The sequence below is a fragment of the Myxococcus sp. AB056 genome, assembly GCF_006547365.1.
Taxonomy (GTDB): domain Bacteria; phylum Myxococcota; class Myxococcia; order Myxococcales; family Myxococcaceae; genus Myxococcus; species Myxococcus virescens.
Window position 1 is genome coordinate 49,884 of record NZ_VHLB01000038.1, and the last position, 23,801, is coordinate 73,684.

Annotated in this window: 16 protein-coding genes; 3 read left to right on the forward strand and 13 right to left on the reverse strand. The window is 70.7% G+C overall.

Features of this window, described 5'->3' with window-relative positions:
- Positions 1-77: 77 nt before the first annotated feature.
- The 8 genes from FMP39_RS18275 to infC form a co-directional block, all read right to left on the reverse strand.
- Positions 78-2,258, reverse strand: a complete 2,181-nt coding sequence (locus tag FMP39_RS18275) for a hypothetical protein (RefSeq protein WP_228558091.1) — start codon at positions 2,256-2,258, stop codon at positions 78-80.
- A 213-nt stretch (positions 2,259-2,471) separates the two neighbouring features.
- Positions 2,472-3,791, reverse strand: a complete 1,320-nt coding sequence (locus FMP39_RS18280; protein WP_141591636.1) for a trypsin-like serine protease — start codon at positions 3,789-3,791, stop codon at positions 2,472-2,474.
- A gap of 138 nt (positions 3,792-3,929) precedes the next feature.
- On the reverse strand, positions 3,930-6,140 hold the full coding sequence (locus FMP39_RS18285; RefSeq protein ID WP_141591637.1) for a SpoIID/LytB domain-containing protein: 2,211 nt from the start codon (positions 6,138-6,140) through the stop codon (positions 3,930-3,932).
- Between the two features lie 3 nt (positions 6,141-6,143).
- Entirely contained in the window at positions 6,144-10,862 is a 4,719-nt protein-coding gene (locus tag FMP39_RS18290) for an MG2 domain-containing protein (RefSeq protein ID WP_141591638.1), read from the reverse strand.
- The gene (locus tag FMP39_RS18295) at positions 10,859-12,427 is read right to left on the reverse strand and encodes a hypothetical protein (RefSeq protein WP_194858449.1); all 1,569 of its coding nucleotides are present in this window, start codon (positions 12,425-12,427) and stop codon (positions 10,859-10,861) included. The genes FMP39_RS18290 and FMP39_RS18295 overlap by 4 nt, the downstream gene beginning before the upstream one ends.
- Positions 12,424-13,176, reverse strand: a complete 753-nt coding sequence (locus FMP39_RS18300; RefSeq protein ID WP_141591640.1) for a DUF1175 family protein — start codon at positions 13,174-13,176, stop codon at positions 12,424-12,426. Before FMP39_RS18300 ends, FMP39_RS18295 begins: the two co-directional genes overlap by 4 nt.
- Positions 13,177-13,205: 29 nt before the next feature.
- On the reverse strand, positions 13,206-14,102 hold the full coding sequence (locus FMP39_RS18305) for a DUF2135 domain-containing protein (RefSeq protein WP_090486267.1): 897 nt from the start codon (positions 14,100-14,102) through the stop codon (positions 13,206-13,208).
- A gap of 243 nt (positions 14,103-14,345) precedes the next feature.
- Positions 14,346-15,086 carry a translation initiation factor IF-3 gene (gene infC / locus FMP39_RS18310; protein ID WP_141591641.1) on the reverse strand — a complete coding sequence of 247 codons (741 nt, stop codon included), beginning with the start codon at positions 15,084-15,086 and terminating at the stop codon, positions 14,346-14,348.
- Between the two features lie 506 nt (positions 15,087-15,592).
- Between infC and FMP39_RS18315 the strand changes: the two genes are divergently transcribed.
- Together FMP39_RS18315 and FMP39_RS18320 are read left to right on the forward strand one after the other, a co-directional pair.
- On the forward strand, positions 15,593-16,207 hold the full coding sequence (locus FMP39_RS18315) for a DUF938 domain-containing protein (protein ID WP_141591642.1): 615 nt from the start codon (positions 15,593-15,595) through the stop codon (positions 16,205-16,207).
- Positions 16,208-16,338: 131 nt separating this feature from the next.
- Positions 16,339-17,160: a TonB family protein gene (locus FMP39_RS18320; protein ID WP_141591643.1), complete on the forward strand. Its 822-nt coding sequence runs from the start codon at positions 16,339-16,341 to the stop codon at positions 17,158-17,160.
- 19 nt (positions 17,161-17,179) lie between these two features.
- Here the strand turns inward: FMP39_RS18320 and FMP39_RS18325 are convergent, their stop codons facing one another.
- The gene (locus FMP39_RS18325) at positions 17,180-17,587 is read right to left on the reverse strand and encodes a low molecular weight phosphatase family protein (RefSeq protein ID WP_011550706.1); all 408 of its coding nucleotides are present in this window, start codon (positions 17,585-17,587) and stop codon (positions 17,180-17,182) included.
- 298 nt (positions 17,588-17,885) lie between these two features.
- Between FMP39_RS18325 and FMP39_RS18330 the strand changes: the two genes are divergently transcribed.
- Entirely contained in the window at positions 17,886-18,062 is a 177-nt protein-coding gene (locus FMP39_RS18330) for a hypothetical protein (RefSeq protein WP_228558092.1), read from the forward strand.
- A gap of 30 nt (positions 18,063-18,092) precedes the next feature.
- Here the strand turns inward: FMP39_RS18330 and FMP39_RS18335 are convergent, their stop codons facing one another.
- From FMP39_RS18335 to FMP39_RS18350, 4 genes are all read right to left on the reverse strand, one after another.
- Complete coding sequence (locus tag FMP39_RS18335) at positions 18,093-18,923, reverse strand: hypothetical protein (RefSeq protein WP_141591644.1); 831 nt, start codon at positions 18,921-18,923, stop codon at positions 18,093-18,095.
- Between the two features lie 77 nt (positions 18,924-19,000).
- Positions 19,001-21,268 carry a PAS domain-containing sensor histidine kinase gene (locus tag FMP39_RS18340; protein ID WP_141591645.1) on the reverse strand — a complete coding sequence of 756 codons (2,268 nt, stop codon included), beginning with the start codon at positions 21,266-21,268 and terminating at the stop codon, positions 19,001-19,003.
- 206 nt (positions 21,269-21,474) lie between these two features.
- Positions 21,475-21,960 (reverse strand): thermonuclease family protein, encoded by a 486-nt coding sequence (locus FMP39_RS18345; protein ID WP_228558093.1) that lies wholly within the window; start codon positions 21,958-21,960, stop codon positions 21,475-21,477.
- Positions 21,948-23,735 carry a lamin tail domain-containing protein gene (locus FMP39_RS18350; protein WP_141591647.1) on the reverse strand — a complete coding sequence of 596 codons (1,788 nt, stop codon included), beginning with the start codon at positions 23,733-23,735 and terminating at the stop codon, positions 21,948-21,950. The genes FMP39_RS18345 and FMP39_RS18350 overlap by 13 nt, the downstream gene beginning before the upstream one ends.
- Between the last annotated feature and the right edge of the window lie 66 nt (positions 23,736-23,801).

Here is a 23,801-nt window from a genome sequence, read left to right on the forward strand (position 1 = left end):
GCGGTGGCGGATGGGCACACCGCGGCGGCGAGGGGCCCCCGGCTCGCGACAGGCACGAGCCAGGGGGGGGCGACGGACTAGTAGACGCGGACCAGCGGCAGCGACTTGGACTCGTTGTAGATGTTCCAGGTGTTGCCGAAGCCGCTCCAGCTCACGATGGTCGTCTCGCCCTTCAGGAAGAGCAGCTCACCGAAGAGCTTGATGCTGCCGTCCAGGAAGCGCAGCTCGATGTCGAGCTTCGACGACGCCCGCAGGAACAGCGTGTTCGGATTCGTCGGGTGCGAGGGCGAACTCAGGTAGAGGCCGATATCGCCGTAGAGCGGCACGTTGACGCGGGCGATGACCAGCTCGCCCCTCACGCCCACTTGGAGGCCCGGAACCCCGATGCCCACGGACGCGAAGCCCTTGACCGAGGCGAACGGGGTGATGGTCCCGTACAGGTCCACGCCCAGCAGGTCTTCGGAGCAGTTGCGCGTGACGGCGCCGCCAATGTTCATCTTCACGCCCGTCTCCGCGGACAGGCCGCCCTGCACGGTGACGGGGACGAACACGACGACGAAGGTCGTGGAGGCCTTCGCGGCGTCACTGTCGAAAACAGGCTTGCCCTCATAGAAGGTGAAGCGCAGCGGGTAGTGCTTGTCGTGGCTGTAGAGGGAGGTGCCCAGCACGCGCGCATCCAGCTTGAGGCGGATGCCATTGCCTTCCGTGCCCGCCTCGCCGCTCACGTGCACCATCTCGTGCCGGGTGGGGCCGAACACGTTCGCATAGGCGTTGAACTCGCCGTAGAGCCGCACGTCGCTGTCACACCAGGCGCCCAGGGACTTGTTGCGCAGGCCCGAGCCCGGCTGGACGTACTCCCAGCCGGCCACGTAGTCGTAGCCACCACCGAAGGTGTCGCCGCCCGCGTAGCCGCTGTCGCTGGCCTCTCCCCCGTGCCGCACCGCGCCCGTGGACGGGTTCGTCGGCACGTTCAGCCCGTGGATGTGGGCGCCGTAGATGGCGATGTACTGCGCCAGCAACGACGAGGAGAGCGTGTAGTCCTTCCGGTCCAGGCCCTTCACCTCGAGCTTGTCCGCGTTGCGCACGAAGCTCTCCGGACCGAAGTCGTTGCCGGTCAGGAAGAGGCACGCCTGCAGGTCGGCCTCGCGGCGCGGGGCCATGGCGGCCTCCAGCATCGTCTTGTAGCGGCGGGGGCTCCAGTCACACACCGTGGGGCCCTGGGTGTCGAGGCAGCCGTCCTTCTGCGCCTTGACCAGCGACTCCTCGATGGCCTGGTCCAACCCGTACAGCCGCTCCGCGGTCAGCTTGTCCAGCTCCGCCGTCTGGTGGTCGCGCGAGCGGAGGACCTTCGAGGCCTGCGCCCACTCCGCGTAGACGGCGTCGCGCTGACGCAGCAGCGCGGTGAACGACTCCTGCTCCACCTGATAGTGGTTGAGCACGTCATCCGCGATGTGGCTGAACTGCTCGGCCTGCTTCTGGTGCCAATCGTCCGACGGAGCGACCCAGCTGCGCGCCTCCAGGTTGTTGGCCAGCTTCGCCGCCTCGGACTTGAAGACGTAGCCGTCGGTGCCCTTCGGATAGCGGCCGGGCGTGAAGTGGAAGTACGCGTTCTTCGCCGCGCGCTGCCCGTCCCAGATGGGCGCCAGCTTCTCCTGGTCCCGGCTGTAGAGCACGCGATGCGCGATGCCTTCCTTGCCGAAGGCACCGTTGAAGAAGGCGCGGTAGTCATCGCCGTACCGGCCCGCCTGCCGCTCGAAGCGGCTGAAGTCGAGGTACTTCTCGTCAACGAACTCCTGGCAGGACGTCACCTGGGTGCCGTCCTTCTCCCAGCCCTGAATCCGAGACAGGTAGGCCTGCTCCTCCTTCGTCAGGTTCTCCAGGCCCTTGCGGTAGAGAATCTGCCCCTTGAGCACCTGCCCCATGATGCTCTGGTCCATGCCCTGGAAGCGCGTGTACTTCGGGACGTGGGGCGCGTAGGCCACCGTGTCCACCCCGCCCCCCAGCTCCTCGGGCAGCAACGCCACGCGCTTGGGAGCAGCCTCCCAACCGGCCTTCCACTCCGACTCCACGACGCCCTGGCAGTACGCGTCGTGGACGCTGCCGCAGCTGCTGGCGCGGTAGTCGGCGTCCACGCACTGCTGCAACGTGGGCTTGGGACAGTCCTGCGCGAAGCTCGCGGGCGCGGCCAGCACCGTCGCGGACAAGCCCGCCCAACGCAACTGGCGGCGTAGCTGTTTCGTGTGTTTCCGCTGATTCATGTAACGCGTCGTCCTTGTTGAGGGACCGGCTCCGGGCTCGGCCCGGCGGAGGCCCAGAGCACGGCGCGTGCCGGAGGCGCTCCACCCGCGCTCCAGAGGGAGGCCACGGGGAACGCGAGGACACGCGAGCAACAAGGGGAGGCGAGGTGTTGTCTGCGAAGCTACGGGCGCGGGTGGCGGCAGGGCCACCCGCGCCCTCACGTCAAAGCGGTGCTACTGGATGGAGTAGGCCACCGTGCCGCTGCAGCTCCCGCTGGAGTAGCAGCCAACGCGCATCTGGTACGTGCCCGCCGCGGGCGCGGTGAAGGACACGTAGGACAGCAGGCTGCAGGAGTCGTCGTTGGCCGCCACCTGGGTGTTCGTCGCCGTGTTGTACAGGCGCAGGTAGGTGTCGCCCGTGCCCGTGGCCTGCGGCAGCGTGCAGGTGCCGAAGGACAGCGTCTGGCCAGCCGCCAGCGTCACGCTGACGTTGGTGGTGTTCTGCTGCGCGCTGTTGGTGTTGGTCGCGGAGAAGGTGAAGGTCTGAACCGGCGGGGGCGGGGGCGGCTCGGTGGTGCCGCACAGACGCATGCTGCCCGCGACGGCGCAGTACGCGTCGATGGCGGGACGCACGTAGGTGATGGACTCGCCACCGCAGCCCGTGTCGGTGCACTGATTCACGACGTTGCAGCCGCCCTGGCTGACGTAGTCCGTCACGCCCCGGACCAGGATGCCGGCCACGGTGACGTTGTTGTTCTCGTACACGCCCGAGCCCGAGTTGCCACCGAAGGTGTCGGTGTTGGCGACGAAGTAGTCCAGCGTGCCGGCGCGGGCGTCTCGCACCCAGCCGCCGTCGTCAATCTTGAACGGGATGCCGCTGCCGGAACCAATCACGGACACGCCCGTGTTCAGCGGCAGGGCGGTGTTGCCCGGACGGATGGGCGCCGGCTCGAAGCGCGGCGTGGCGGGACGGTCCAGCCGGACGACGGCGAAGTCCAGGTTGCGGCCGCCCACCGTGCCCTGCTGCCGCGCGACGATGGACTGGCAGGAGAAGATGTCGGCCGTGGTCACCGTCTGCAGTGTCGTCGCCGACGTGCGATAGAAGTTGAAGACGAAGCGCGTGTTGGCGCAGGCGGACGCGCTGGTGATGCAGTGCCCCGCGGTGAGCACCAGGTCATCATCGATGAGCGTCCCCGAGCAGAAGGCTGACGTCGGGTCATTCAGGAAGCGCTGCGTGGAGCAGAGGTTGTAGGCGCTCTGCAGCGTGCTGCCATTGAAGGTGACGTTGTTGGGATTGGAGGCGTTGAAGTCCGACGGATTCATCAGCGCCACGGTGGACTTCTCGGCCCGGGTCCGCAGCACGGACGCCGGATAGGCATAGACGTCCGTGCGGTTGTCGGGGCCATAGACGACGGGATGCTCCTGCGAACCCGTCTCGGGGGACTTCTCACCGGAGGGCTCTCCTTCGGGCGCCGGGCCGCAGGCCGCGACAGAGAGGGTACACAGCAGCGCGCCGAACAGCTTTCTGCGAGAGGCGGTACGGGTGATGCGCATGGGCGACCACTCCTAACGATGAGGGCCCGCCGGGAAGGACGGGCAACGCCACTCTACGCCCGGCCCTGACACAATTTCATGCAATTCAGTTTTAAACTGTTTAACCAGATAGACGCATCAAAATTTTCCTGTCTATCTTCACTGTCCGTATGCGTCATCGAGTATCACATCGCTGGCCGAACCCGCCGCCTTGGCGGCTTCGACATCCAAGCCCTCGCCATGGCCACGGCCACGGCCCTCGAACATCAGTGATTCGCCATTGAATGACGCGGTGCGAGGGCACGACGGCAGCTTCAAACCGGAGCGCAGCAAGTCACACGGCACCGAGCGCGCGGTGTCGAACGTCGCGTCGCCATCCGTCTCCGCGCGCAGGTAGTGCACCCGCCCCGCCTTGAAGTGCAGCGACACCAGCCCGCGCCCCAACAGGCGCTCCACCTCCGCGCGGGGCCGCGCCTGCCGCCAGGGCTCCTCCCCGCCCTGGGAGAAGGTCAGCCACTTGCGCCACTTCAGCGGCGCCAGTCCCAGGGCCTTCGCGTCCTCGGACCGCACGCGCACGGTGCCGCGGAAGGCCTGACAGTGCGTGGTGTCACAGACGGGGCGCCCCGGGTGACGGCTGTGACCATGTTGCTCGTTGTGGGCCACCACCCGCGCCAGCGCCACGCGAGCCTCGCCCGTCAGCGTCACGTCCTCGGCGGACACCACGCCCGCCGCGTATTGCAGGCGCGTGGTGCGGAAGACGAAGTCGGAGCCGCGCCGCGCCTTCATGGCGCTGGGGGTGGTGGGAACGCCCGGCGGCGGCCGGTACGGCGGCGGCTCGGAGGTGATGAAGACGCCCGCGTAGTCACGGCCCTCGCCGGGGCCACCGGGAAAGCGCACGCGCCAGGGCGCGCCCAGACACACGGCCGCGCCCCGCTGGGTGAGGGATGCCAGGGGTGCCCAGGTCTCCGCGCCCGCGCGCGGCACACCCTCCACCAGCGCGAAACCCGCGCCGGAGCACCGCGCCTCGACGTCCCCCGGTGGAAGCAGCCCCAGCACCTGCACGCGCGCGGCCTCCAGGCCCGCCTGCTTGCGCGCGCGCGCCAGCGCCTTGGGCACTTCGTCCGCGAACTGGCGGGGCATGGCGCCGGGCCGCACCACCACCGCCACCAGGTCCGGGTCCACGGCGGCAATCCAACCGAACTGGGGCCGGCTCGCCGCGTCGCGCACGGTGCCCGTCTTGGTCGCCACGCCCACCAGTGACTTCGACGCGGGCAACTCCGCCAGCGTGCCGCGCGCGGCATTGTCCGCCAACAGCGCCACCACATCCGGCCGAGCCTCCGCCAGCAGCCGGTACGCCTGCGCCACGCCCCAGGGCGACACGGCCAGCGTGGAGCGAAGCCCCGTCGCCTCCGCCATGTCCTCCGGCAGGCCCGTCAGTCCCACCGATGCCAGCACCGGCCCCCACGCGCCGAAGGCCCGGGGCGCAGAACCCCGCGCCTCCCAGTCCAGGTAGTAGCCGTTGCACGAGCGCAGCAGCGCGGTGCGCGCGTCCACCTTCGCCGGCAACCCCGCGCCGCAGACCCACTCCGGTACGCCCGGGCGCGGTGGCAGCGTCGGGTGCTCCGCGCCCGCCGCGTACAGGAAGGGCTTGAGCACCGAGCCGTACGGCAGCGCGCGCCGCACGTCGCCCTCCGACAGCAACACCTCTCCCGAATGGCGGCTCACCACCACCATCGCGGGCCGGGCCTCGCGCACGCCCACGCCCGCCAGCTCGTCGATGGACAGCGGCGACGCCCACCGCGCGCCGTCCTGGCACTTCCGAAGCCTTCGCGACAGCGCCGGCGGAAAGCCCGGGGACTCGTTCAGCAGCCGCGCCAGCGCGCGGCGGGCCCTGGGCGTGTCCACCTCCGGCGCCCCGGCCAGCACCGACGCCGCGCGGGACAACGACAGATAGGGCCCCTCCTTCCACGAGGGCAGCTCGCCACTCACCGCCACGGAGAAGGCTTCGTGGAAGAGGCGGTCCTCGCTGGACTGGGGACACGCCCACCACAGGAACTGGTGTGCAAGCTCGTGCCGAAGCGCCAGCCGCAGCCGCTCATCCAGCACACCCGGCGTGTTCTGCCGAAGCTCCACCAGCCCCGGGCGCCCCTGGCCATTGCGCTGGGGCGTCAGCGCCGCGCCCTTCTGGAGGACGATGGAGGCCGGGGGCTTCGCCGGCGCGCCTCCGGCCTCCTGGAGGTAACGCGCCTCCAGCGCCGTCCAGGCGGCCTCGGCCTCGCGGCGCAGCCCGGCCTCGGGGGTCACGTCGCCGCGAGTGACGAAGGTGGGGGTGGCCGCCAGCAGCACGGCCACCGTGACGGCCAACCCCATGGACTACAGGTCGCCCAGGTGCTTCTTGGAGGGCACCACCTTCAGCGAGTCCGCGGCCGTCCGCCCGTGGATGCTGGCGGCGTACATGTCCTCGATGTGCGCGGGCGGCGCGGAGAAGGTGCCGGCGAACTGCGCACGCAGCACGTAGCCCACGGTGCGCGGGCTGTCGCTCCACCACGCCGGCTCCTCGAAGAAGAACGTCGCCCGCTCCGGGTTGAGCACGCGGCGCTTGAGCGCCTCGGGCACCAGCGGCAGCGAGTGCGGCGGCCCACGGAAGGCCTTGTCCTCCTGGAGCGGCACGAAGCCCGCGGGCACCGCGTCCTCCACCACGTAGTACGCCGAGCGCACGCGGTTGTCGCCGCGCGCGTCCATCGTCAGCTCCACGTAGACCTCCTCGCCCTGGGACACGGTGTCGCCCGCGCCCAGCCGCACCTTCCCGCCCTCGCGCAGCACGTAGTAGGCGCGCTGGATGGACATGCCCTCCGCCTTCGGCTGCACGGCGGACAGCGGCGTGCGCGTGGTGGCGCGCAGCGTGGCCACGCCGTCGAAGCCGCCCACGTCCACGGTGCGCGTGCCCGGCGCCAGCACCGCCACCAGGCCCAGGCCGCGCGGGGCGAACTTCACCGGCGTCTTCACGCCCTTCACCTCCGGCGCCTTCATGCCCTGCATCGCCTTCGCGTCGCGCTCCAGCAGCCACAGCGAGTGCAGCAGCGTGGTGCTCCGGTCGAAGGTGGACAGGTCAGGCTCGGACAGCAGTTCCAGGATGCGGCGGCGCGCGCGGGTGATGTCCAACGTGCCGAACGAGGCCGCATGCGCGGCGATGGCCGTCATGCCCACGCGCCGCAGCGGGAAGCGGAAGAAGGCCTCCGACTGCTCCAGCGACTGGCCCGGCGTGAGGGCGGCCAGCTTGGCGTAGCCCTGCGCGCTGCGCGCGACCAGCGCGTTGATTTGAGTCTGGAGCGCGGGCTCCTTGATGACGCCGGCCTTCTCCGCGGCCAGCACCGCCAGGGCCAGCGGGTACAGGTCCCCGCCCTCCGCGCCCTGCACCAGCGCCCGCACGCGCGCGGCCTGCTTGGAGCCCTCCAGCCGCGCCAGCACGTAGGCGCGCGTGGCGTCGTACTCGGGCGGCAGGCCCTCCTGCGCCTCCAGCCAGCGGGCGCTCTCCACCAGGCGCGGGTCGGCGCGGTCCACCAGCCCCGCCTCGGCCGCGTAGGCCAGGCCATCCAGCGCGATGAGCGTCTGCGGCAGGCTCGGCGTCTCATAGCCACCGAACCAGGTGAAGCCGCCACCCTTCACCGACATGTCGAGGATGCGCGCGGTGCCCTGCACGGAGCGGCTGCGCGCCTCCGCCAGCAGCGCCTGCGTGTCCGTGTCCAGCTTCGCCAGCGCGCCCGCCTTCTGCAGCACCTGGTACACCGCCACGTTGGGCACGGTGGTGGACACCAGCTGCTCCAGGCAGCCGTAGGGGTACGTGAGCAGCTCGCGCACGTTGGACAGCGCCGCGTCCACGATGGACGGCTGGAGCACCAGCTCCACGCGCGTCAGCGTCGCTTCCTGAGGCGCGGGCACCTCCAGCGCGCCGCCGCCCCAGGCGCTCACCTTCACCACGTCCTCCACCGCCGCCGGGCCCACGTCGAAGCGCTTGAGGTCCCTCAGCGGGTCCTTGCCACCCGCCACGTTCACGGTGAGCTGCGCGGCGCCCGTGGACGCGGCCTTCAGCGTCAGCGGCACCACCTGCTCACCGCCCTTCGCCAGCTCCACCTTGTGCTCGAACTGGTCCGCCTTCAGCGCGCCCAGCGACGCCAGCTTCACGTCCAGCAACTGGCTGGCCGGCGACTTCTCCCCCGCCGACAGGCGCACCGAGGCGACCGCCTCGTCGCCTTCACGGAGGAACTGCGGCAGCGCGGCGTAGAGGTTGAGGCCGCCGCGCGTGGCGAACTCGGAGGTGCCCTCGCCGAAGCGGCCAGAGGTGTCCGCTGCCACCGCCGTCACCACCCACAGCGTCTGGTTGGAGGGCAGCGTGAAGCGCACCGTGGCGCGGCCATCCCGGTCCGTCACCACCGCCGGGTCCCAGTGCGCGGTGTCGCGCTCCAGGTCCTTCGTCTGGCGGCTGGGCGGCTTGATGGAGGCGAAGGCGTGGTCCGGCAGCCCCGCCATCTTCCGCGCCAGCGCCTCGCCGTAGCCGTAGCCCTGGAACTCCGACGAGAAGAAGTTGGACACGTTGTTGCGCGCCGGCGGGTAGAAGAAGTCCAGCACCTTGGGCCGGAACTCGCTCTGGATGGCGTAGACGGCCTTGTCCACCACGCCCACGGACAGCTGCGCCACCACACCTCGGCCCTCGTGGTCCACCACGCGCACGTCGATGCTCTGCTCGGTGAGCGGCGTGGCCTCGGCGCGGCGGGGCTGCAGCTCCACCGTGAGGGTGCGCTCGCGCGGAATCACCCGGAAGGCCACCGTGCGCTCCTCCCAGCGGCCCGTGGCCGTGGGGTACGCGACGGACGCGTACACCGCGCTGCCGAAGCGCTTCTCCACGTTGAAGCTGTGCACCAGCGTGCGGCCCGTCAGCTCCACCACCTGCGTGTCGTAGAGCGACGCGCCCGACAGCGTCACCCACACCGGGCCCGCGTCACGGCCGCCCGAACCCCAACTGTCCGGCATCAGCGCCACCAGCTTCGCGGTGTCCCCCGGCGCCAGCGTCCCGGACAGCGAGGCCAGCGTCAGGTTGGGCACGCGCGCCACCGGCTCGTCCGCGCCGCCGATGACGAGCAGCGACTCCTCGCCCTGCCACGTCTCCCCGTTCTTGTCCTTCACCACCACGCGCGCCAGCACGGTGCCCACGTCCGAGGTGGGGACCTTCTCACGGTGCGTGCCATCCGCCGCCGTGGAGAAGGAGCGCTTGCCCAGGCTCTTCTCCGCGCCATCCGCCTTGCGCAGCACGAACTCCACCTCGCCCTGCGTCACGCCGTAGGGCTTGCCCGACAGCGTGGTGGCGCGAATCGCCAGCGTCGCGTCGCCGCTCTTGGCCACCACCGCGTCGGAGTAGCGCGCCAGGCCCAGCACCTCCACCTTCGACAGGAAGAAGGCGGACGTGGCGTTGGCGAAAGTCTCCTGGTCATCACGCGCGCGCACGGTGAGCGAGTACCGGTACGGCAGCCGCTCCTCGCCCGCGGCCAGCGCCGGCACGGCCACCTCGATTTCAGCCTCGCCGTTGGCATCGAAGGCGCTGGCGCTGGACCACGGGTCCTCATACGCGCCGCGCGCCTCCACGGAGGAGTACAGCCGCTCCGGCACGCTCAGCTTGCCCTCCGTGGTGGAGGCGCTGCCGTACGTCACGTCGCTGCCCTGGCCGCCCTTGCCCGCGTCATCCACCCAGGCGGGCGCGTCCAGCAGGCTGCGGTAGAGGAACACCTCGTACTTCGTGGCGTCGGGCGTGCCACCGGCATAGCGGCGGGCGCGCACCTTCGCGCGCAGCGTCTGGCCGGGCACCACCGTCTCCGACGCGGGCTCCATCTCCAGGTAGAACGTCGGCTTCACGTAGTCCTGCACGCGGGCCTCGCCCTGGTGCGGGTGCCCGTCCACCTCCGCCTCCACGCGCAGCACGCCGGTGCCCAGGTCCTCCGGCACCTTCAGCGTGCCGTGGAAGGCGCCGAACTCGTCCACCGAGGCGCGCGTGGTGAGCGCGCGGCCCTCCTGCGAGACGAGCTTCACCTGCACCTGGCGCTTCTTCGGCGTGAAGAGGCGCGCCAGGAAGGTGTCCGGCTGGCGCACCACACCGCGGAACTTCACCTCGTGGCCCGGCTTGTAGATGGGCCGGTCGCTGTAGATGAACACGTCCGGCGCCACCGCCAGCGCGGAGTAGAAGTCCGTGTCGACGATGGCCGTGTCCCCACCCGCCGTCGCCGTGGCGATGACGCGCGGCTCCGACACCTCCAGCGTCACCTCGCCCTTCGCGTTCGTCTTCCCCACCGGGCCCTTGCCCTTGGGCAGGTACACCTGCACCTCGGCACCCTCGCGCGGCTTCTGGTCCCGGCCCGCCACGCGCACCAGCACCTGGCCATCCGTCTGCTTGAGCTGCACCGTCAAGTCACTGACGACCAGCACCACCTGTCCCTCCACGCGGCCCTGCACCAACTGGAGCACGTAGGTGCCCGCGGGCAGCGGCGCCAGCGTGACGCGGCGCTCCTGGAAGCCGCTGGGGCCACTGGCGTTGAAGCCGGGGACGTTGAAATCCCGCTCGGCGCCGCCCAGGTCCAGGTTCAGCCACTGGCTGCGCGTCACCGTGAAGCCGGGCGGCACGCCCACCAGGCGCTCCGGTCCCTCGGCCACCTTCGCCAGCGGCTCGCCGGAGCCCGACGCTTGCGGCGCACGGGGCAGCACCTCTCCCACCTCGTCGCGGAAGGCGGGGCTCAGCGCGTCGAGCAGGAACATGCCCGGCGTGCGGACCGCGTTGAAGCCACGGCTGAGCGCGCGGCCCGGGTTCTTCAGCGTGGGCGGCGTCTGGTACGCGCGACGCAAATCTCCCTGGGCGCGGATGAAGGCGTCCAGGTTCTCCGGCTTGAGGACGCGCAGCTCGACGGGGCCCTTGTCCTCGAAGGCGACGTCCACCGCCACCGGCTCCTGGGTGCCATAGGAGCGCGGGACGGTGATGTAGAGCGGCTTGGCCAGGGCCACGCCGGACAGCATGAGCGCGGACAGAGCCGCCAGTCGGATGAGGCACTTCATGACCCGAAACCTCCAGGAACCAGCGAATCGCCCTGCACGGTGCCGCGCAGGCCCAGGTACGGCAGCGACTCCAGGTCGCTCCGCGCCGCTTCGATTTCCGGGGGCGCCGCGCTCGGCATGGGCGCGTTGCGGCTGACCCGGAACTCGGACAGGTAACCATCCATGGTGAGCCCGCTGAGCAGCCGGCCCGTGTTCACCCCGAAGGCCACCGAGGTAGGCGCGCGCAGCCCCGCCACCACCGGGCCCGCGGCGTTGAGCATGTTGGGCTGCTGACCCGCACACGCCTTCCGCAGGCGCTCCAGCTCCGCGTCGTTGGACGCCAGCACCACGTGGTTGCAGTGGGTGCCGCGCACCAGCCGGCTGTAGCCACCGGAGAACAGGCCCTCCAGCGCGGCCGCGTCGTCGGTGCGGCCCCACAGCACGGCCAGCTCCACGGGCAGCTTCGCATCACCGCGCGGCGTCCACACCAGCGCCACCTGACGCGTGCGCGTGGGGCCCTTGCCGCCGCCCTTCTCCCAGTACGCCTTGAGCGTCGCGGGGTCCAACGACTCCGGCAGCTTGAGCTGGAAGGCCAGCAGCACCGGCGTGTCCTCCGGCACCAGCTTCAGCAGGTCGTCGGACAGGGGCGCGGCGTCCAGGCGCGCGGGGCCGTCCAGCAGCTCGCCCGCGATGCCCCGGCCCACCAGCCGTCCCGCCTCCACGCCGAACTGGAGCCGCGTGCCCGGGGCCAACCCCACCACGCTCGACAAGAGCTGCACCTCGCGGCCGTAGGCCTCCGGGTCGTAGCCCAGCTCCACGTCCACGCCGTCCTTCGCCTTCAGCGCCGGCAGCTCCGCGCACAGACCGTGGAGCACCGCCACCGGGTGGCGCGCGAGCACCAGCCTGTCTTTGAGCCGGCCCGCCCACAGCGTCTGCTCCGCCACCAGCCAGCGCTTCATCTCGAAGGTGCCTTCCGAGCCGCCACCCGGGCAGTGCGGCGCCGTCATGCCGCCGCGGCTGGCCACGCCGTCCAGCGCCTCGTACGCGGACGTCGCGGCGCGGCCCGGCTTGGGAAGGATGAAGGCCGGCGTGCTGGAGCGCGCGTCACCGGCGAACCACGTCACGCGGAAGGGCGCGTCCAACAGCTGCCCCGCGAAGAGGTCCAGCACCGCGCCCTTGAAGCCCGCCCGGAGGTCCTCGCCGGTGGAGCCGAAGAAGGCGGCCCACGCACCGACGAAGCCCTGACCCAGCGGCTTCTGGAGCTGGTCGCGCAGCCACGCGTTGGCCGCCAGCGCATCCCGCACCTTGCCTGGGTGGTGCACGTCCACCCAGAGCGCGGAAGGCGCGGCCGTGCCGGGCACCTCCAGCGCCGTCATCGCGGGCTCGGGCATGCCTTCCACGCCGGCGCCCGCGCTGGGCGGGCCCTTGCGCTCGCCACCGAGCAGGTTCGTGACCGTGCCACCGCCGTCGCCGGACTGCCCGCTGCGCCGGCCCAGGAAGAAGGCTCCGGCCACGGCGCCGCCCACGAGGACGGTCACCACGCCGATGAGCAGCGCCTTGGGCGGGCCACTCTTGGGAGATGTCATGACATCCACTCCTTGAAACGGAAGAAGCCGAGGAAGGAAGCGTTCTGCGGCACCGGGCGCCACTCCAGCGGCGCCTCGGTGACCAGGTGGTGGAGGACGCCGGTGCGCACCGCGGCGCCCTTCTCCCCCGGGTGGTAGACGACGCGCGCGGGCGCATGGGCCCGGTCCTCCGGGCGCACCACCAGCATCAGATGGAAGATGGGGCCCGCGTCCTGCTCCTGGCGAAAGGCGAGCACGTCGCCGGTGCGCAGCGACTCGCGGGTGGCGTCGTCACGGCCCAGGAACTGGAAGCTCTGCTGGAGCAGCACCTCCGCGTCCGCGAAGTCGGACGGGCGACCCCGGCCGTCACGCCACAGCGGCGTGGCCAGGCGCTCCGCGGCGACCTGCTTGTACGCGGAACGGAAGGCGAAGCGGATGAGGCCCGCGCAGTCACGCTGGTCCGGATGCCACGCGGCGTCCTGCTTGCGAACCTGGGCCAGCGCCACGCGCGCCACCAACCGGCGGAGCAGCACGTCGCGCGTCTCGGGCGTCGTGGGTGCCTCCGCGGCATGCGACTTCGCCTCCGACGCCGACGCAGCCGGCGCATGCGGCGATGCCCCAACCGCCGCGGGCGGAGCGGCCGCGCGCGACGGCGCAAGAGCCCATTCGGACGCCGAAGGCGCCGACACGAGCGGCCGCACGCCGACCGTTCCGCTCGCCAGAGGCGCGGGCGCATGGAGCAGCAGGAGCACGGGAAGGACGCGGCGCATGGACGTGGAGACCCCGGACGACGGAGACGTCAGTACTCGCCTTCACCGCCGCCATCCCCATTGGACTGGAGCGCCTTGAGGGCCTCGTCCAGGTTCTTCGGCCACGCGGCGTGCTTCGGACGCGGGTCCTGCGAGGGCACGAACACCTCGGCCTGCCCATCCCCGAGCATGTTCACCCAGGCCAACACGCGGGTGGTGCCCGGCGTGGCCAGGGGGATTCGCACCATGCGGCGAATCTCGTTCGGCGTGCCTTCGAAGAGCGACAGGTTCAGCGTGGCCACGGTGTGGGCCTTGTCACCGCTGGGCCAGTAGTTGGTGGCCACCAGGTACACGCCCTTGGGCGGCGAGCGGTGGATGTAGAGGTACGGGCCATACGCGGGCTGGTCGAAGTCACCGCCCTGCGAGTTGAGGAAGAAGGTGCCACCGGAGGGGCTCGCGGTGTCGGCCCAGTACACGTGGGCCATCTTCCGCACGTCCAGGGTGCCGTCCTTGGCGCTGGCGTCGGTGGGCTCGTACAGGTGCAGGTCGGTGTAGACGCCGTCGGTGTCGCTGGTGAGCACCACCTTGAAGGGCACCGGCGGAATCTGCGCGTAGCTGGTGGCCTGCGTGCGCGCGGTGCCGGCCTGGTTGGTGGCCATCACCGTGACGACGTTCTTGCCGCTGGCGGCGGGGAACTTGCGGCTGAAGCGCCCGCGGTACGTGCGCATCAGGTAGCGATCGCCGTTGATGGACACCACCACCGGGTCAATGGTGGTGTCGCTGACGGTGCCCTCGATGAGCATCATCCGGTCCACCGTCCATCCACCTGACGGCGCGGACAGGGTGACGACAGGGAGCGTCTTGCCCTTGCCAATGGGCACGCCCTGTTGACGGGGATTGGATGCGGGCGTCTGCGCCAGCAGCACGGCGAGGAGGACAGGCAGCATCACGCGTCCTTGATGAAAGGAGGTCCGCGAGCGTTCGCGGGCGGACAGACTGCGGCAGCAGTACCCTCCTTTTCAAGTCGCCTGCCAGCCTCTCGGGCTGCCTTTCCCTGGCAAGCCACGCCGGAGCTGTGGGCGGCGAGCCACGCCTGGCTGCCTGCCCGTGTGGCGGCGGCCACACTTTCCCCGCTTTCGAGAGGCGCCGCACGCGGTGGGAACCCAGACCCACCGCGTGGCGGCAATCCCTCAGGACGCCGTCGGGAGCTGCGCCTCGGCTGCTGCCGGCGCGGCCTGCGCTTCCTTCTTCTCCTCGTCCGCTTCCTCCGCCTTCTCCCCAGCGCCACTGCTGGCGCCCGCCGGCTTGCCCGCACCCGGGGCTCCCGGAGGAGGCGTCCGCTTGGCGGCGGTGGCGGCCTGACGAACCAGCTCGCGGGCCTTCTGCGCCACCTTCGGCGTGGGCGCGAGGATCATGAACATCAGACGCCCTTCCATCCGGGGCATCTGCTCCACGACGGCCACGTCCTTCAGGTCCTTGGCCACGTCGTCGAGGATGGCCGTGCCCTGCTCCTTGTGCGTGATTTCACGCCCACGGAACTGGATGACGACCTTCGCCTTGTTCCCGTCCTCGATGAACCGGCGGGTATTTCGGACCTTGAACTCGTAGTCGTGCTCTTCCGTCTTCGGACGGAGCTTCACTTCCTTGAGCAGGACCGTGACCTGGGCACGCTTCGCTTCCGAGGCCTTCTTCTTCTCCTCGTACTTGAACTTGCCGTAGTCCATGATCTTGCAGACCGGAGGACTGGCCATGGGGCTGATTTCAACGAGGTCCAGCCCCTCGGTCCGGGCACGGTCCAGGGCCGCCTCGAGAGGCATGACCCCGAGCTGGCTACCGTCAGACCCGACGACGCGGACCTCACGGGCACGGATGCGACGATTGGTTCTCTGGTCGCGGCTCCCGCCGCGGCTGCTTCTCTGTTCGCGAATGATGGTGACTCTCCTCCGAATTGGGTTTCAGGCCTGCCCCCCCAAAGGTGTGGCAGGCAGGTCCGCGACAACAAGGGACCGTACACATATGTGAAGCGCCCCGCCCTGCTTGGGAACCACGCCTGGCAGTGTAACCCGCGGGCGCAGGAGTACATCCCAGTGCCCGCTCGCCCGGCAGGAAGGGGAGCCCTGGGTGAACTTTCCTCTTTGGGAGACGGTAACGCCAGAGATAACGCCCGACCCGCCCACCTGCCGTGGAACCATGCCCCCAATGTACCCCCCAGGGACCACCTGAGGGTGACACCCCTGCTCGACCCGGGGGGCTGGGAATTGCCGGGTGGGAAACAAACGGGCGTGGACGGAACGTTTCTTCCAGCCCGGACCGGGAGTCACGGCAGGAGGCCCACGCCCCGCTCCGCCCACTCGCTTCCCGGGGCGGCGCGCAGGTCGTCCACTGGAGGAGGGGGCGGCGCTCGCCCGGAACACGGCGGATGTGCGAAACCCGGGGGATGAAGCGTCACGCCCCGGCCACGGAACGCAATCGCGAGCCCCTGCTCGCTGTCCTCCGCGAAGTCCTCCCCGCCTCCGGCAGGGTGCTGGAGGTGGCCAGCGGCACCGGCCAGCACGCGGCGTGGTTCGCCCGAGCGCTCCCCCACCTCGTCTGGCAGCCCACCGACGTGGACGCGGAGTCGCTGGAGAGCATCGAAGCGTGGCGCACCGAGGAAGGCCCGCCCAACCTGCTGCCGCCGCGCCGGCTCGACGCGAGCGCGGAGTCCTGGCCGGAGACGGCCGCGGACGTCATCCTCAACGTGAACATGATTCACATCGCCCCCTGGACGGCCTGCCAGGGCTTGATGCGGGGCGCGGGCCGGGCGCTGCCTCCCGGCGGGCTGCTCGTCCTGTATGGCCCCTACTTCGTCGAGGGCCGCGAGACGGCCCCCAGCAACCTGGAGTTCGACGCCTCCCTCCGCGCCAGGAACCCGGCGTGGGGCGTGAGGTCGCTGGAGGCCGTCACCGCCGAGGCCGCCCTGCATGGCCTGGAGCGCGAGCGCGTGGTGGACATGCCCAGCAACAACCTCACCGTGGTCTTCCGCAAACCCCGTCCCCCGGTGTCCCCGCCCTGAAGGCCGCCCGACACCGCGCCGGCTGAGTGCGGACCGCCGCACACGCCCGCGGCCCTGGAACCCTTCACGCCCGACACGCGCGCCACTACCCCCATCCCGTGGCGAGACGCGGGCGGGAGAGGGGGAACACCATGCCGGACGCACCAGCGAAGGCCCGCCCGCCAGAGGGTGTTCTGTTCGCCTCGGCCTTCCGTGGCCACGAGACAGAGGCCCGGAGCCGTCAACGCACGCTGATGCTGGTCCTGGCCGTCATCGGTCTGCACGCCGCGGCGCTCATCGGCGCGGCCTCTTTCTGGCACGGCACGCCGCGACGGCTCGAAGGCGAAACCACCCGGGGAGAAGTCCTCGTGCTCCGCCTGACCGCCCTGCCACCTTCGGCCCCGGTGGGGGACGTCACCGGTCCAGCCCCCGCGCCTCTTCGGTCCCGGACCGCGCGCAGGCCTCGCCCCTCGCGCGCCCCCTCACCGCCGCGCCCCGCCGCGGCACCGCGCGCCTCCCAGCTCGCGGAGCCGCTGTCCGTCGGGCGCCCCGCCGGCATCCCAGCCCATGACCGTGACAGCCTGGCGGGCCGCGCCGTGGCGGGCATCACCCAGCGCGCCCTGGGGCCCGACTACCCGGGCTTGCTCGTGGAGCCGCCGCCCGCCACCGCCCCCGACAACCGCGAGGACATGGCCCGGCGCTACTTCGAACAGATGTTCCGCGACCGCTTCGAGGACGTTCCCTACCCCCACGAGGCGCGGATGGCGGGCATCGAAGGGTCCTTGGTGCTGCGCATCTCCGTGGGCGTGCAGGGCCAGCTGGTGGCCCTGGGGGTGCTGGGCCCCTGTCCCCACCCCCTCCTGTGCGAAGCCGCGCAGGAGGCGGTGCGGCATGCCGCGCCCTTTCCACCGCCACCGCCGGCGCTCGGCGACCGGGTCACCGTCGAGCTGCCCTTCAACTACCACCTGGAATGAGCGCGCGTTCGAAGCCGCGCTAACCGGCGCGCATCCACCCTTCGCGCTCCAGCAGTCCGGCCACGCGGGCGGCCAGCTCGTCGCGGATGCGGTGGACCAGGACGTCCGACTTGTCCTTGGGGTCTTCCAGCGGCCAGTCCTCGCGCTGGAGCCCCGGCACCTGGGGACAGGCCTCGCCACATCCCAGGGTGATGAGCCATTGCGCGTCCTGGGTCAGGTCGTCCGTGAGAAGGCGGGGCTTCACGTCGTGCAGGTCGATGCCGATGTCCCGCATGGCCGCGAGCACTTCGGGATGCACCTTGTCGCCAGGCTGCGTCCCCGCGGAGACGGCGCGCGCCTTCTGGGGGTCTACCATCACATTGAAGAACGCCTCCGCCATCAGCGAGCGGCCAGCGTTGCGTACACAGGCGAAGATGACCTTGTTCATCAGACGTCCAACTCCATTCCTCACAGGTTCACGCGCCCCTCCCCGCGCGAAGTGACTTTCGGCATGTTCAATGGCTTGCATATCTCACGGAGGGCTGGCCGCAAAGGGAGAGGCCGGGCGGATGGAAGGCCACACACGCCTACCTTTGGCGGGCGCAATCCATTGCGCATGTGAAAAACGCCTGCAACTGCAACGCGGCGCACAATCCGGGTGCGCACGCCCGCGCGGAGGCAGGCATGCATCGGTTGACTCCGCCATGCGGAGCGTGCCGCCCTGGATGTGAATTGTCTTCTGGGCCGTGGTGCGGGTGTTGCTGGCGGTGGACCCGGCCGAGCAGTCCGGCAACACGGGCTCCCACGGGAACGCCAGGCGACCACCGGTGACACAGGCGGTCTACGACAAGTCCTTCATCGTCAAGCTCGACACAGGGGCTGCGGCGTCCCGGCCCGGCGCCCCCGTGAAACGGGAGGCCTGAGCCGGGAACGCCCCTGATACGGCGGAACGGCTACTCCAGGCCCGCGGCCTGACCGTCGGCGCCGGCACCGCCCAGCACGAAGCCGTCGAAGGCCACGTTGGCCATCAGCTCCACGCGCTCCTTGTGCTTCTTCAGCAGCTCCACGTTGGCGGTGGCCGCCTTCTTGGATGCCTCGGACAGCGGCTGCTCCTCGTTCGCGCCGGGCTCCTCAATCGCGTCCAGCGTCTCCTGGAGCTGCGCCCGGGCCTCCTCCAACTGCGCACGCTCCTCATCGGCGAGCGAGCCGTCCGCCAGCCGCTTGTCGACCTCGGCCAGCTGCGTCACCATCATCTTCCGGCCCTGCTCCGCCGCGGCGCCAAGCTGGTCCAGGCTGTCGGCCACCATGGAGGCGTAGACGGTGGTGGTGATGCTCTGGAACTCGGCGGGCGACATCCCCTGCGCCTTGAGGCCGGCGATGTACGCCTTGCGCACGTCCGCCATCAGCCCCATGAACAGGCCCGCGGCGTCCACGGCCGCGTTGAAGCCCGGCTTCTCGTCACCGTCGCCCGCGTGCTGGGCCTCGAACTCCTTGGACTTCGCCTCGAAGGCCTTGAAGGCCGGCAGCGCCGACTCGCGCACCGTCAGGTAGGCCAGCAGCCGCTGCTCGTCCAACGGCAACACCTGCCCCTCCGGGGGCGCCTTGAATGAATTGCTGGCATTGAGCTGTGTCAGCTCCTGCTCCTGGGCCTGTATCGTCTGCATGGCTTCGATGCTGCCGCCGAACTTGTTCTTGGCCCAGATGCCACCCGCCAGCATCAAGCCGATGCCCGCCAGGATGAAGACACCGCAGCCGATGCCCAGTCCGATGAGGACCTTCTTCATGAAACCCTCCAGGGAAAACGTGTCACCACGGACCCAGTGCTAGCCGGGCTGGGCCCCCTGGAGCAAGCGTCACGGTGTCACGGAGCGTCGACGTCCGGGCGAGCAGGCGGCATGGGCTGGCGGGGCAGGCGGGCCTGGAACGTGGTTCCCTCCTGCTCCGTGGAGTGGACGCGGACCACGCCGCCGTGGGCATCCACGATGTGCTTCACGATGAAGAGGCCCAGCCCCAGTCCGCCACCCCGGGCGCCCTTGCGCTCCGGGCGCTTCATCGGCTCGAACATGCGGGCCCGGAGCTCCGGCTCAATGGGCCCGCCCGCGTTGTGGACGGTCAGCAGCACGTCGTCGCGCAGCCCATGCGTGCGGATGCGCACCGGGCAGTGCTCCGGGCTGTAGCTGAGCGCGTTGTTGACCAGGTTGGTGATGACCTGGGCCAGCCGGTCCGCGTCCCACAGCCCGTAGCCGTCTCCCCGGCACTCCAGCTTCAGCGTCCGCTCCGGGCGGGTGAGCCGGACCTCCTCCACCACTTGCCGGGTCAGCTCGTGCAGGTCCAGCCACCGGGGCTCAATGGGAATGCCACCGCCCAGCCGGGCCTGCGTGAAGTCGAGCAAATCCCTCAGCATGCGCGTGGCGCGCTCCGCGCTGGAGAGGATGCGGCCCAGGCCCTTGCGCAGCCGCTCATCCAGGCCTTCCCGCCGCAGCAGCGCGGTGGCGGACATGCTGATGGCGGCCAGGGGGTTGCGCAGGTCATGGCTGACGATGCCGATGAGGAGCTGCTCGAACTCCGCGCGCTGCTTCGCCTCCAGCTCCGTGGCCCGCCGCTCGGTGATGTCCTGCATGGCGCCCACCATGCGCACCGCGTGGCCCTCGGCGTCCCGGACCACCTGCCCCCGGTCGGCGACCACGGCCCAGGTGCCATCCCCGCGCAGGAAGCGGTACTCGTCCGCCCAATGGCTCGCGCCCTGGTCGATGACGGCCTGCATGTCCCGGGCAATCCGCTCGCGGTCCTCCGGATGGATGTGCTCCGTCCACCACGCGAGGTCCCGCGGCGGGGCGCGCGAGGCCAGCCGGAACTGGACGGCGGCCAGCTCACTCCACTCGATGGTCCCCGCGTCCAGGTCCCAGTCGTAGATGACGTCGCTGGTCGCCAGCGTGGCCAGCCGGTAGCGCATCTCCGACTGGCGCAGAACCTCCTCGGCGCGCCGCCGCTCGCTGATGTCCAGCGACACGCCCGCAACGCTCACCACGCTGCCGTCGGGCCCGATGACGGGGGAGACGCCCGTCATGAAATAGGAGCCCGCCATCTCCACCTCCAGGGTGAAGGACTGGCCCTCCTGGGCGCGCAGCGTGGCGGCCACGAGGTCCGGCCGGTCGCGGTACACGTCGAACGCGGAGCGTCCCACGTAGGCGCCTCGCTCCAGTCCCAGCGCGCTCAGCCGCTCGCCCTCGAAGAGGGTGATGATGCCCTGCGCGTCCGTGGCCCAGAGGATGACGGGCAACTGGGTGACGATGCGGCGCAGGTGCTCGCGGGCCTCGTCCCGCTCGCGCTCCAGCCGCTTCGCCTCGGTGAAGTCGGTGGAGAAGCCACACACGCCAACGACACGCCCCTGCGCGTCCGGCAGGGGGAACTTGAGGCTCTGGAAGACGTGCAACCCATCGAGGAGCGGCACGTGCTCATCAATGGTGAGTTGCTGGCCGGAGTCCAGCACCTGCCGGTCGTTGCCGGTGAAGGTGCTGGCGACCTCCGCGGAGAACAGGTCGAAGTCGGTGCGCCCCATCACATCGCGCCGGAGCTTGCCGGAGGCCCTCTCGAAACCGTGGTTCACGTAGAGGTACCGGCCCGCCGTGTCCTTGGCGTAGATGAGCGTCGGCGCGTGGTCGAGCAGCCCGTGCAGCCAGGCCCCCGTCGCCCGCGCGGTGCGCTCGTCCTCCAGGGAGGACTGGCCCACCGCCTCCACCAGCCCCGCGTCGAGCACCTGGGTCAGCGCGCGCAGCCCCGCGAGCTCGGGGACCCAGCCCACGCATTCCAGGCTCTCGAGGATGGCCTCGCGCAACGCGCCATACTCGAGCACCAGCGAGCTGATGCCGAAGCCGGCCAGGTAGCGCTCACGTCCATACTCACGGCCCAGGGTGCGAGCCTCCGCCAGCCGCGCCGCCATGGAAGGGGTTCGGAGCAGCGCCCCGAGCCGCCCCACGAGCTTGTGGAGGGCCCCCGCCTCCGCGATTGCCAGGGGCGCGAGCGCTCCGAGCGCGGCGCCCACCCCCGCCATCAAGCGCCGGGTGATGTCCTCCCGCAGGACATCCAAGACGTCCGGCAGCGAGAGCGTCGGCGTGACGCTTGGACTCATGCGCGCGCCTTCATGGTCGATGATTGCCCTGGCATGTCCTCACCAGCCCCCCAACCAGGAACGCCCGCCCTCTCCATGCGGGCCGCGCGTGGCTGTTATCATTGGGATACATCCCATCCCCCGGCGGGACTGCCCGTCTCCGAGTCGGGCTCGGATGATGCCTCGCGGGAGAGACAGCCACGGCGGAGCCTCGTCCGACAGGTGGCTCACCGCTGACAGGGGACGGGCGCGCAGGCCCCCCAGACGCCGCGCCTCGCCAGCCGGGCCTGCGCCTCCAGTGCCTGGAACTCCGCGCGTCTCGAACGGCCCGCGGGAGGAACGTGGAGCACGCAAGCATGGCCTCTCTCCACCAACAGCGTGTTCACCTCGCGTTCCTCCACGGACACGTAGGCGAGGAGCCGGCCGAAGCGGTCCTCGCACGCCTCGCCATAGGTCAGCGTGACCCGCCTGCCCTCGACGAGGCCCCGGTTGAAGGCATGCGCCTCCGGACCGAAGCAGTCACCGCCCGCGCCCGTGCGCTCCGGTGCATCCGCGAGCAGGTAGCGAACACGCTCGCCGCTCTCCAGGACAACCGTGTCCCCGTCCAGGACCTCCGCCACCCGTCCTGAAGCGGGGCCGCAAGAGACCTCCGCGTCACCCTCGCCACAGGCCGCCAGCAAACAGGCCAACGCACCTTTCATCAAAGCGCGCATGCGCGGTTCACCCCTCCCGGCGTGCCTCGGTCTCCCCGGCCATAACGGGCCGACTCGGGGGCGGGACAGAAGCTCCCGGGCCAGTCATTGCGTTGAGGGTCACTGCGCCCGGGGTCGAGCTGTGAGGACACACCTGGGATGGCCGCGCCGGACCACGACACGGCGTCGAGCACGCGCCCTTTCAGCGAGAGCTCGAGCTTCCGGCTGCCCGTTGTATTCGCCAGGTTGAAGTTGAAGGTGCCGAGTACCGCGGGCAGCCCGCCATTGAGGGACGCATCCTCACTGCGCGCCAGGACCGCGCGGCCTCCTGCCTTCACGGCCAGACACAGCGCCGAGTCGAACGTCGAGCGGCCTCCGCTCTCGTTGGACAGCGACACACCATTGAGGTCCACGTCGCGCAGCGCGAGCACCTCCACCCACTCCCCCGTGGCATCCGCTACCGCCTGTGGGTCCGCCATGAATTCGGTGAGGACGAGCGAGCCCCCATCGGGCCCCCTGCGCGCACGCGTCCTTCCGGTGGTCCGGTCAATACATCCGTCCTCGAGCGTCCCGGCGTCCACGCCGCCATCGGAGGTTCCACCGTCGCCAACGCCGCCCGGCGTGCCCCCATCTCCCTCACAGACACGATTCCCACGACCGGGCGTCCCCATGTTGCCGCGCGAGCCATAGGCGGCCGTGGCTGCGCACCACGCGGAGGGCGCGTCATTCTGGACAGCATCCGCGAGCGGTGCGGACACCTGCGTGGCCACGCCATCCACCGCCAGACCGTAATCGACCGCGTCGAGCACCACGCCCCCGGCCTTCACCTGCAACCGGCCGCCCGCGTTGCGCAGGTCCATGTTGAACGTCGCCATGGGCGGAGGAAGCCCTCCGTTGAGGGTGGCATCCGTGCGACGGGCCAGCACCGCGTACTCCCCCGCCGAGAGCGACAGGCAACCCTCCGCCTTCACCGTCGCCTCACCCGCCTCGGCGACCAGCGTCACGCCGTTGAGGTCCACGGGGGCCGTGGCTCGCAGCTCCACCCACTCACCCAACGTGTCGTCGCCACGCGGATTGGCCATGAACTCAGTGATGACAAGGTCTCCAGGCGCCGGAAGCAGGACAGGTCTCACGGCATCGGCGCCCGCGGGCCTGCACGTCGCCACCACGCCCGCGTCCTCGGGGACACCCGCGTCGCCCACGGGGCCACAAGGTGCGTTCGCGGCGCCAGGACTCCCCTGGAACGTCCCGCCGGCACCGGCGTCGGGCGAGTCACACCAGCGAGCCAGGTCGTCGTTCCCCGCCATGTCAGGCACCAGGCGGCCGTCGTAGATGCGCGACGCCCCGCTCTTCGCGGGCGCGGAGAGCGAGACCTCGTCCAGGACCCGCTCACCGCACCGGATGCCCAGCCGTCCGCCCGAGTTCCCCAACGCCCCCAGCCCGTCGCCATAGGCGTGGTCCACATGCGCGGGCACCGGCCCGTCGCGCACGTCTCCCAGCACCAGGTAGTCTCCCGCCGCCACCGTCATCTCTTCGAGGACGGCATAGGCCGTCTCCTGCGAGCCATCCGCGCGGGACGCGTAGAGCGTCAGCCCATACAGGTCCACGGGGCCGCGCGTGGGGTTGTGCAGCTCCACGTACTCCTGGCCCGTGTCCGTTCCCACCGGGTCGTTGAGGTACTCGGTGATGGCGACATCACCGGGCAACAGCCCCGCGCACGCCGCGTCCACGTCTTCGTCCAGGGGCGTGCCCCCACACGCCCACGCGCCCAGCCGCTTTCGTCGCTGAAGTTGCATGGGCGATTGGTGTGGAAGGACCAGGACCTCTCCGAGCGCAGCCGGCTCCAACAGGAGCTGCGGACC

What these genes read in the sequence shown, in the direction of transcription:
- FMP39_RS18275 (WP_228558091.1), bottom strand. Translation starts at nt 2,258, where the DNA reads ATGAATCAGCGGAAACACACGAAACAGCTACGCCGCCAGTTGCGTTGG.
- FMP39_RS18280 (WP_141591636.1), bottom strand. Translation starts at nt 3,791, where the DNA reads ATGCGCATCACCCGTACCGCCTCTCGCAGAAAGCTGTTCGGCGCGCTG.
- FMP39_RS18285 (WP_141591637.1), bottom strand. Translation starts at nt 6,140, where the DNA reads ATGGGGTTGGCCGTCACGGTGGCCGTGCTGCTGGCGGCCACCCCCACC.
- FMP39_RS18290 (WP_141591638.1), bottom strand. Translation starts at nt 10,862, where the DNA reads ATGAAGTGCCTCATCCGACTGGCGGCTCTGTCCGCGCTCATGCTGTCC.
- FMP39_RS18295 (WP_194858449.1), bottom strand. Translation starts at nt 12,427, where the DNA reads ATGACATCTCCCAAGAGTGGCCCGCCCAAGGCGCTGCTCATCGGCGTG.
- FMP39_RS18300 (WP_141591640.1), bottom strand. Translation starts at nt 13,176, where the DNA reads ATGCGCCGCGTCCTTCCCGTGCTCCTGCTGCTCCATGCGCCCGCGCCT.
- FMP39_RS18305 (WP_090486267.1), bottom strand. Translation starts at nt 14,102, where the DNA reads ATGCTGCCTGTCCTCCTCGCCGTGCTGCTGGCGCAGACGCCCGCATCC.
- FMP39_RS18315 (WP_141591642.1), top strand. Translation starts at nt 15,593, where the DNA reads ATGAAGCGTCACGCCCCGGCCACGGAACGCAATCGCGAGCCCCTGCTC.
- FMP39_RS18320 (WP_141591643.1), top strand. Translation starts at nt 16,339, where the DNA reads ATGCCGGACGCACCAGCGAAGGCCCGCCCGCCAGAGGGTGTTCTGTTC.
- FMP39_RS18325 (WP_011550706.1), bottom strand. Translation starts at nt 17,587, where the DNA reads ATGAACAAGGTCATCTTCGCCTGTGTACGCAACGCTGGCCGCTCGCTG.
- FMP39_RS18335 (WP_141591644.1), bottom strand. Translation starts at nt 18,923, where the DNA reads ATGAAGAAGGTCCTCATCGGACTGGGCATCGGCTGCGGTGTCTTCATC.
- FMP39_RS18340 (WP_141591645.1), bottom strand. Translation starts at nt 21,268, where the DNA reads ATGAGTCCAAGCGTCACGCCGACGCTCTCGCTGCCGGACGTCTTGGAT.
- FMP39_RS18345 (WP_228558093.1), bottom strand. Translation starts at nt 21,960, where the DNA reads ATGCGCGCTTTGATGAAAGGTGCGTTGGCCTGTTTGCTGGCGGCCTGT.
- FMP39_RS18350 (WP_141591647.1), bottom strand. Translation starts at nt 23,735, where the DNA reads ATGCAACTTCAGCGACGAAAGCGGCTGGGCGCGTGGGCGTGTGGGGGC.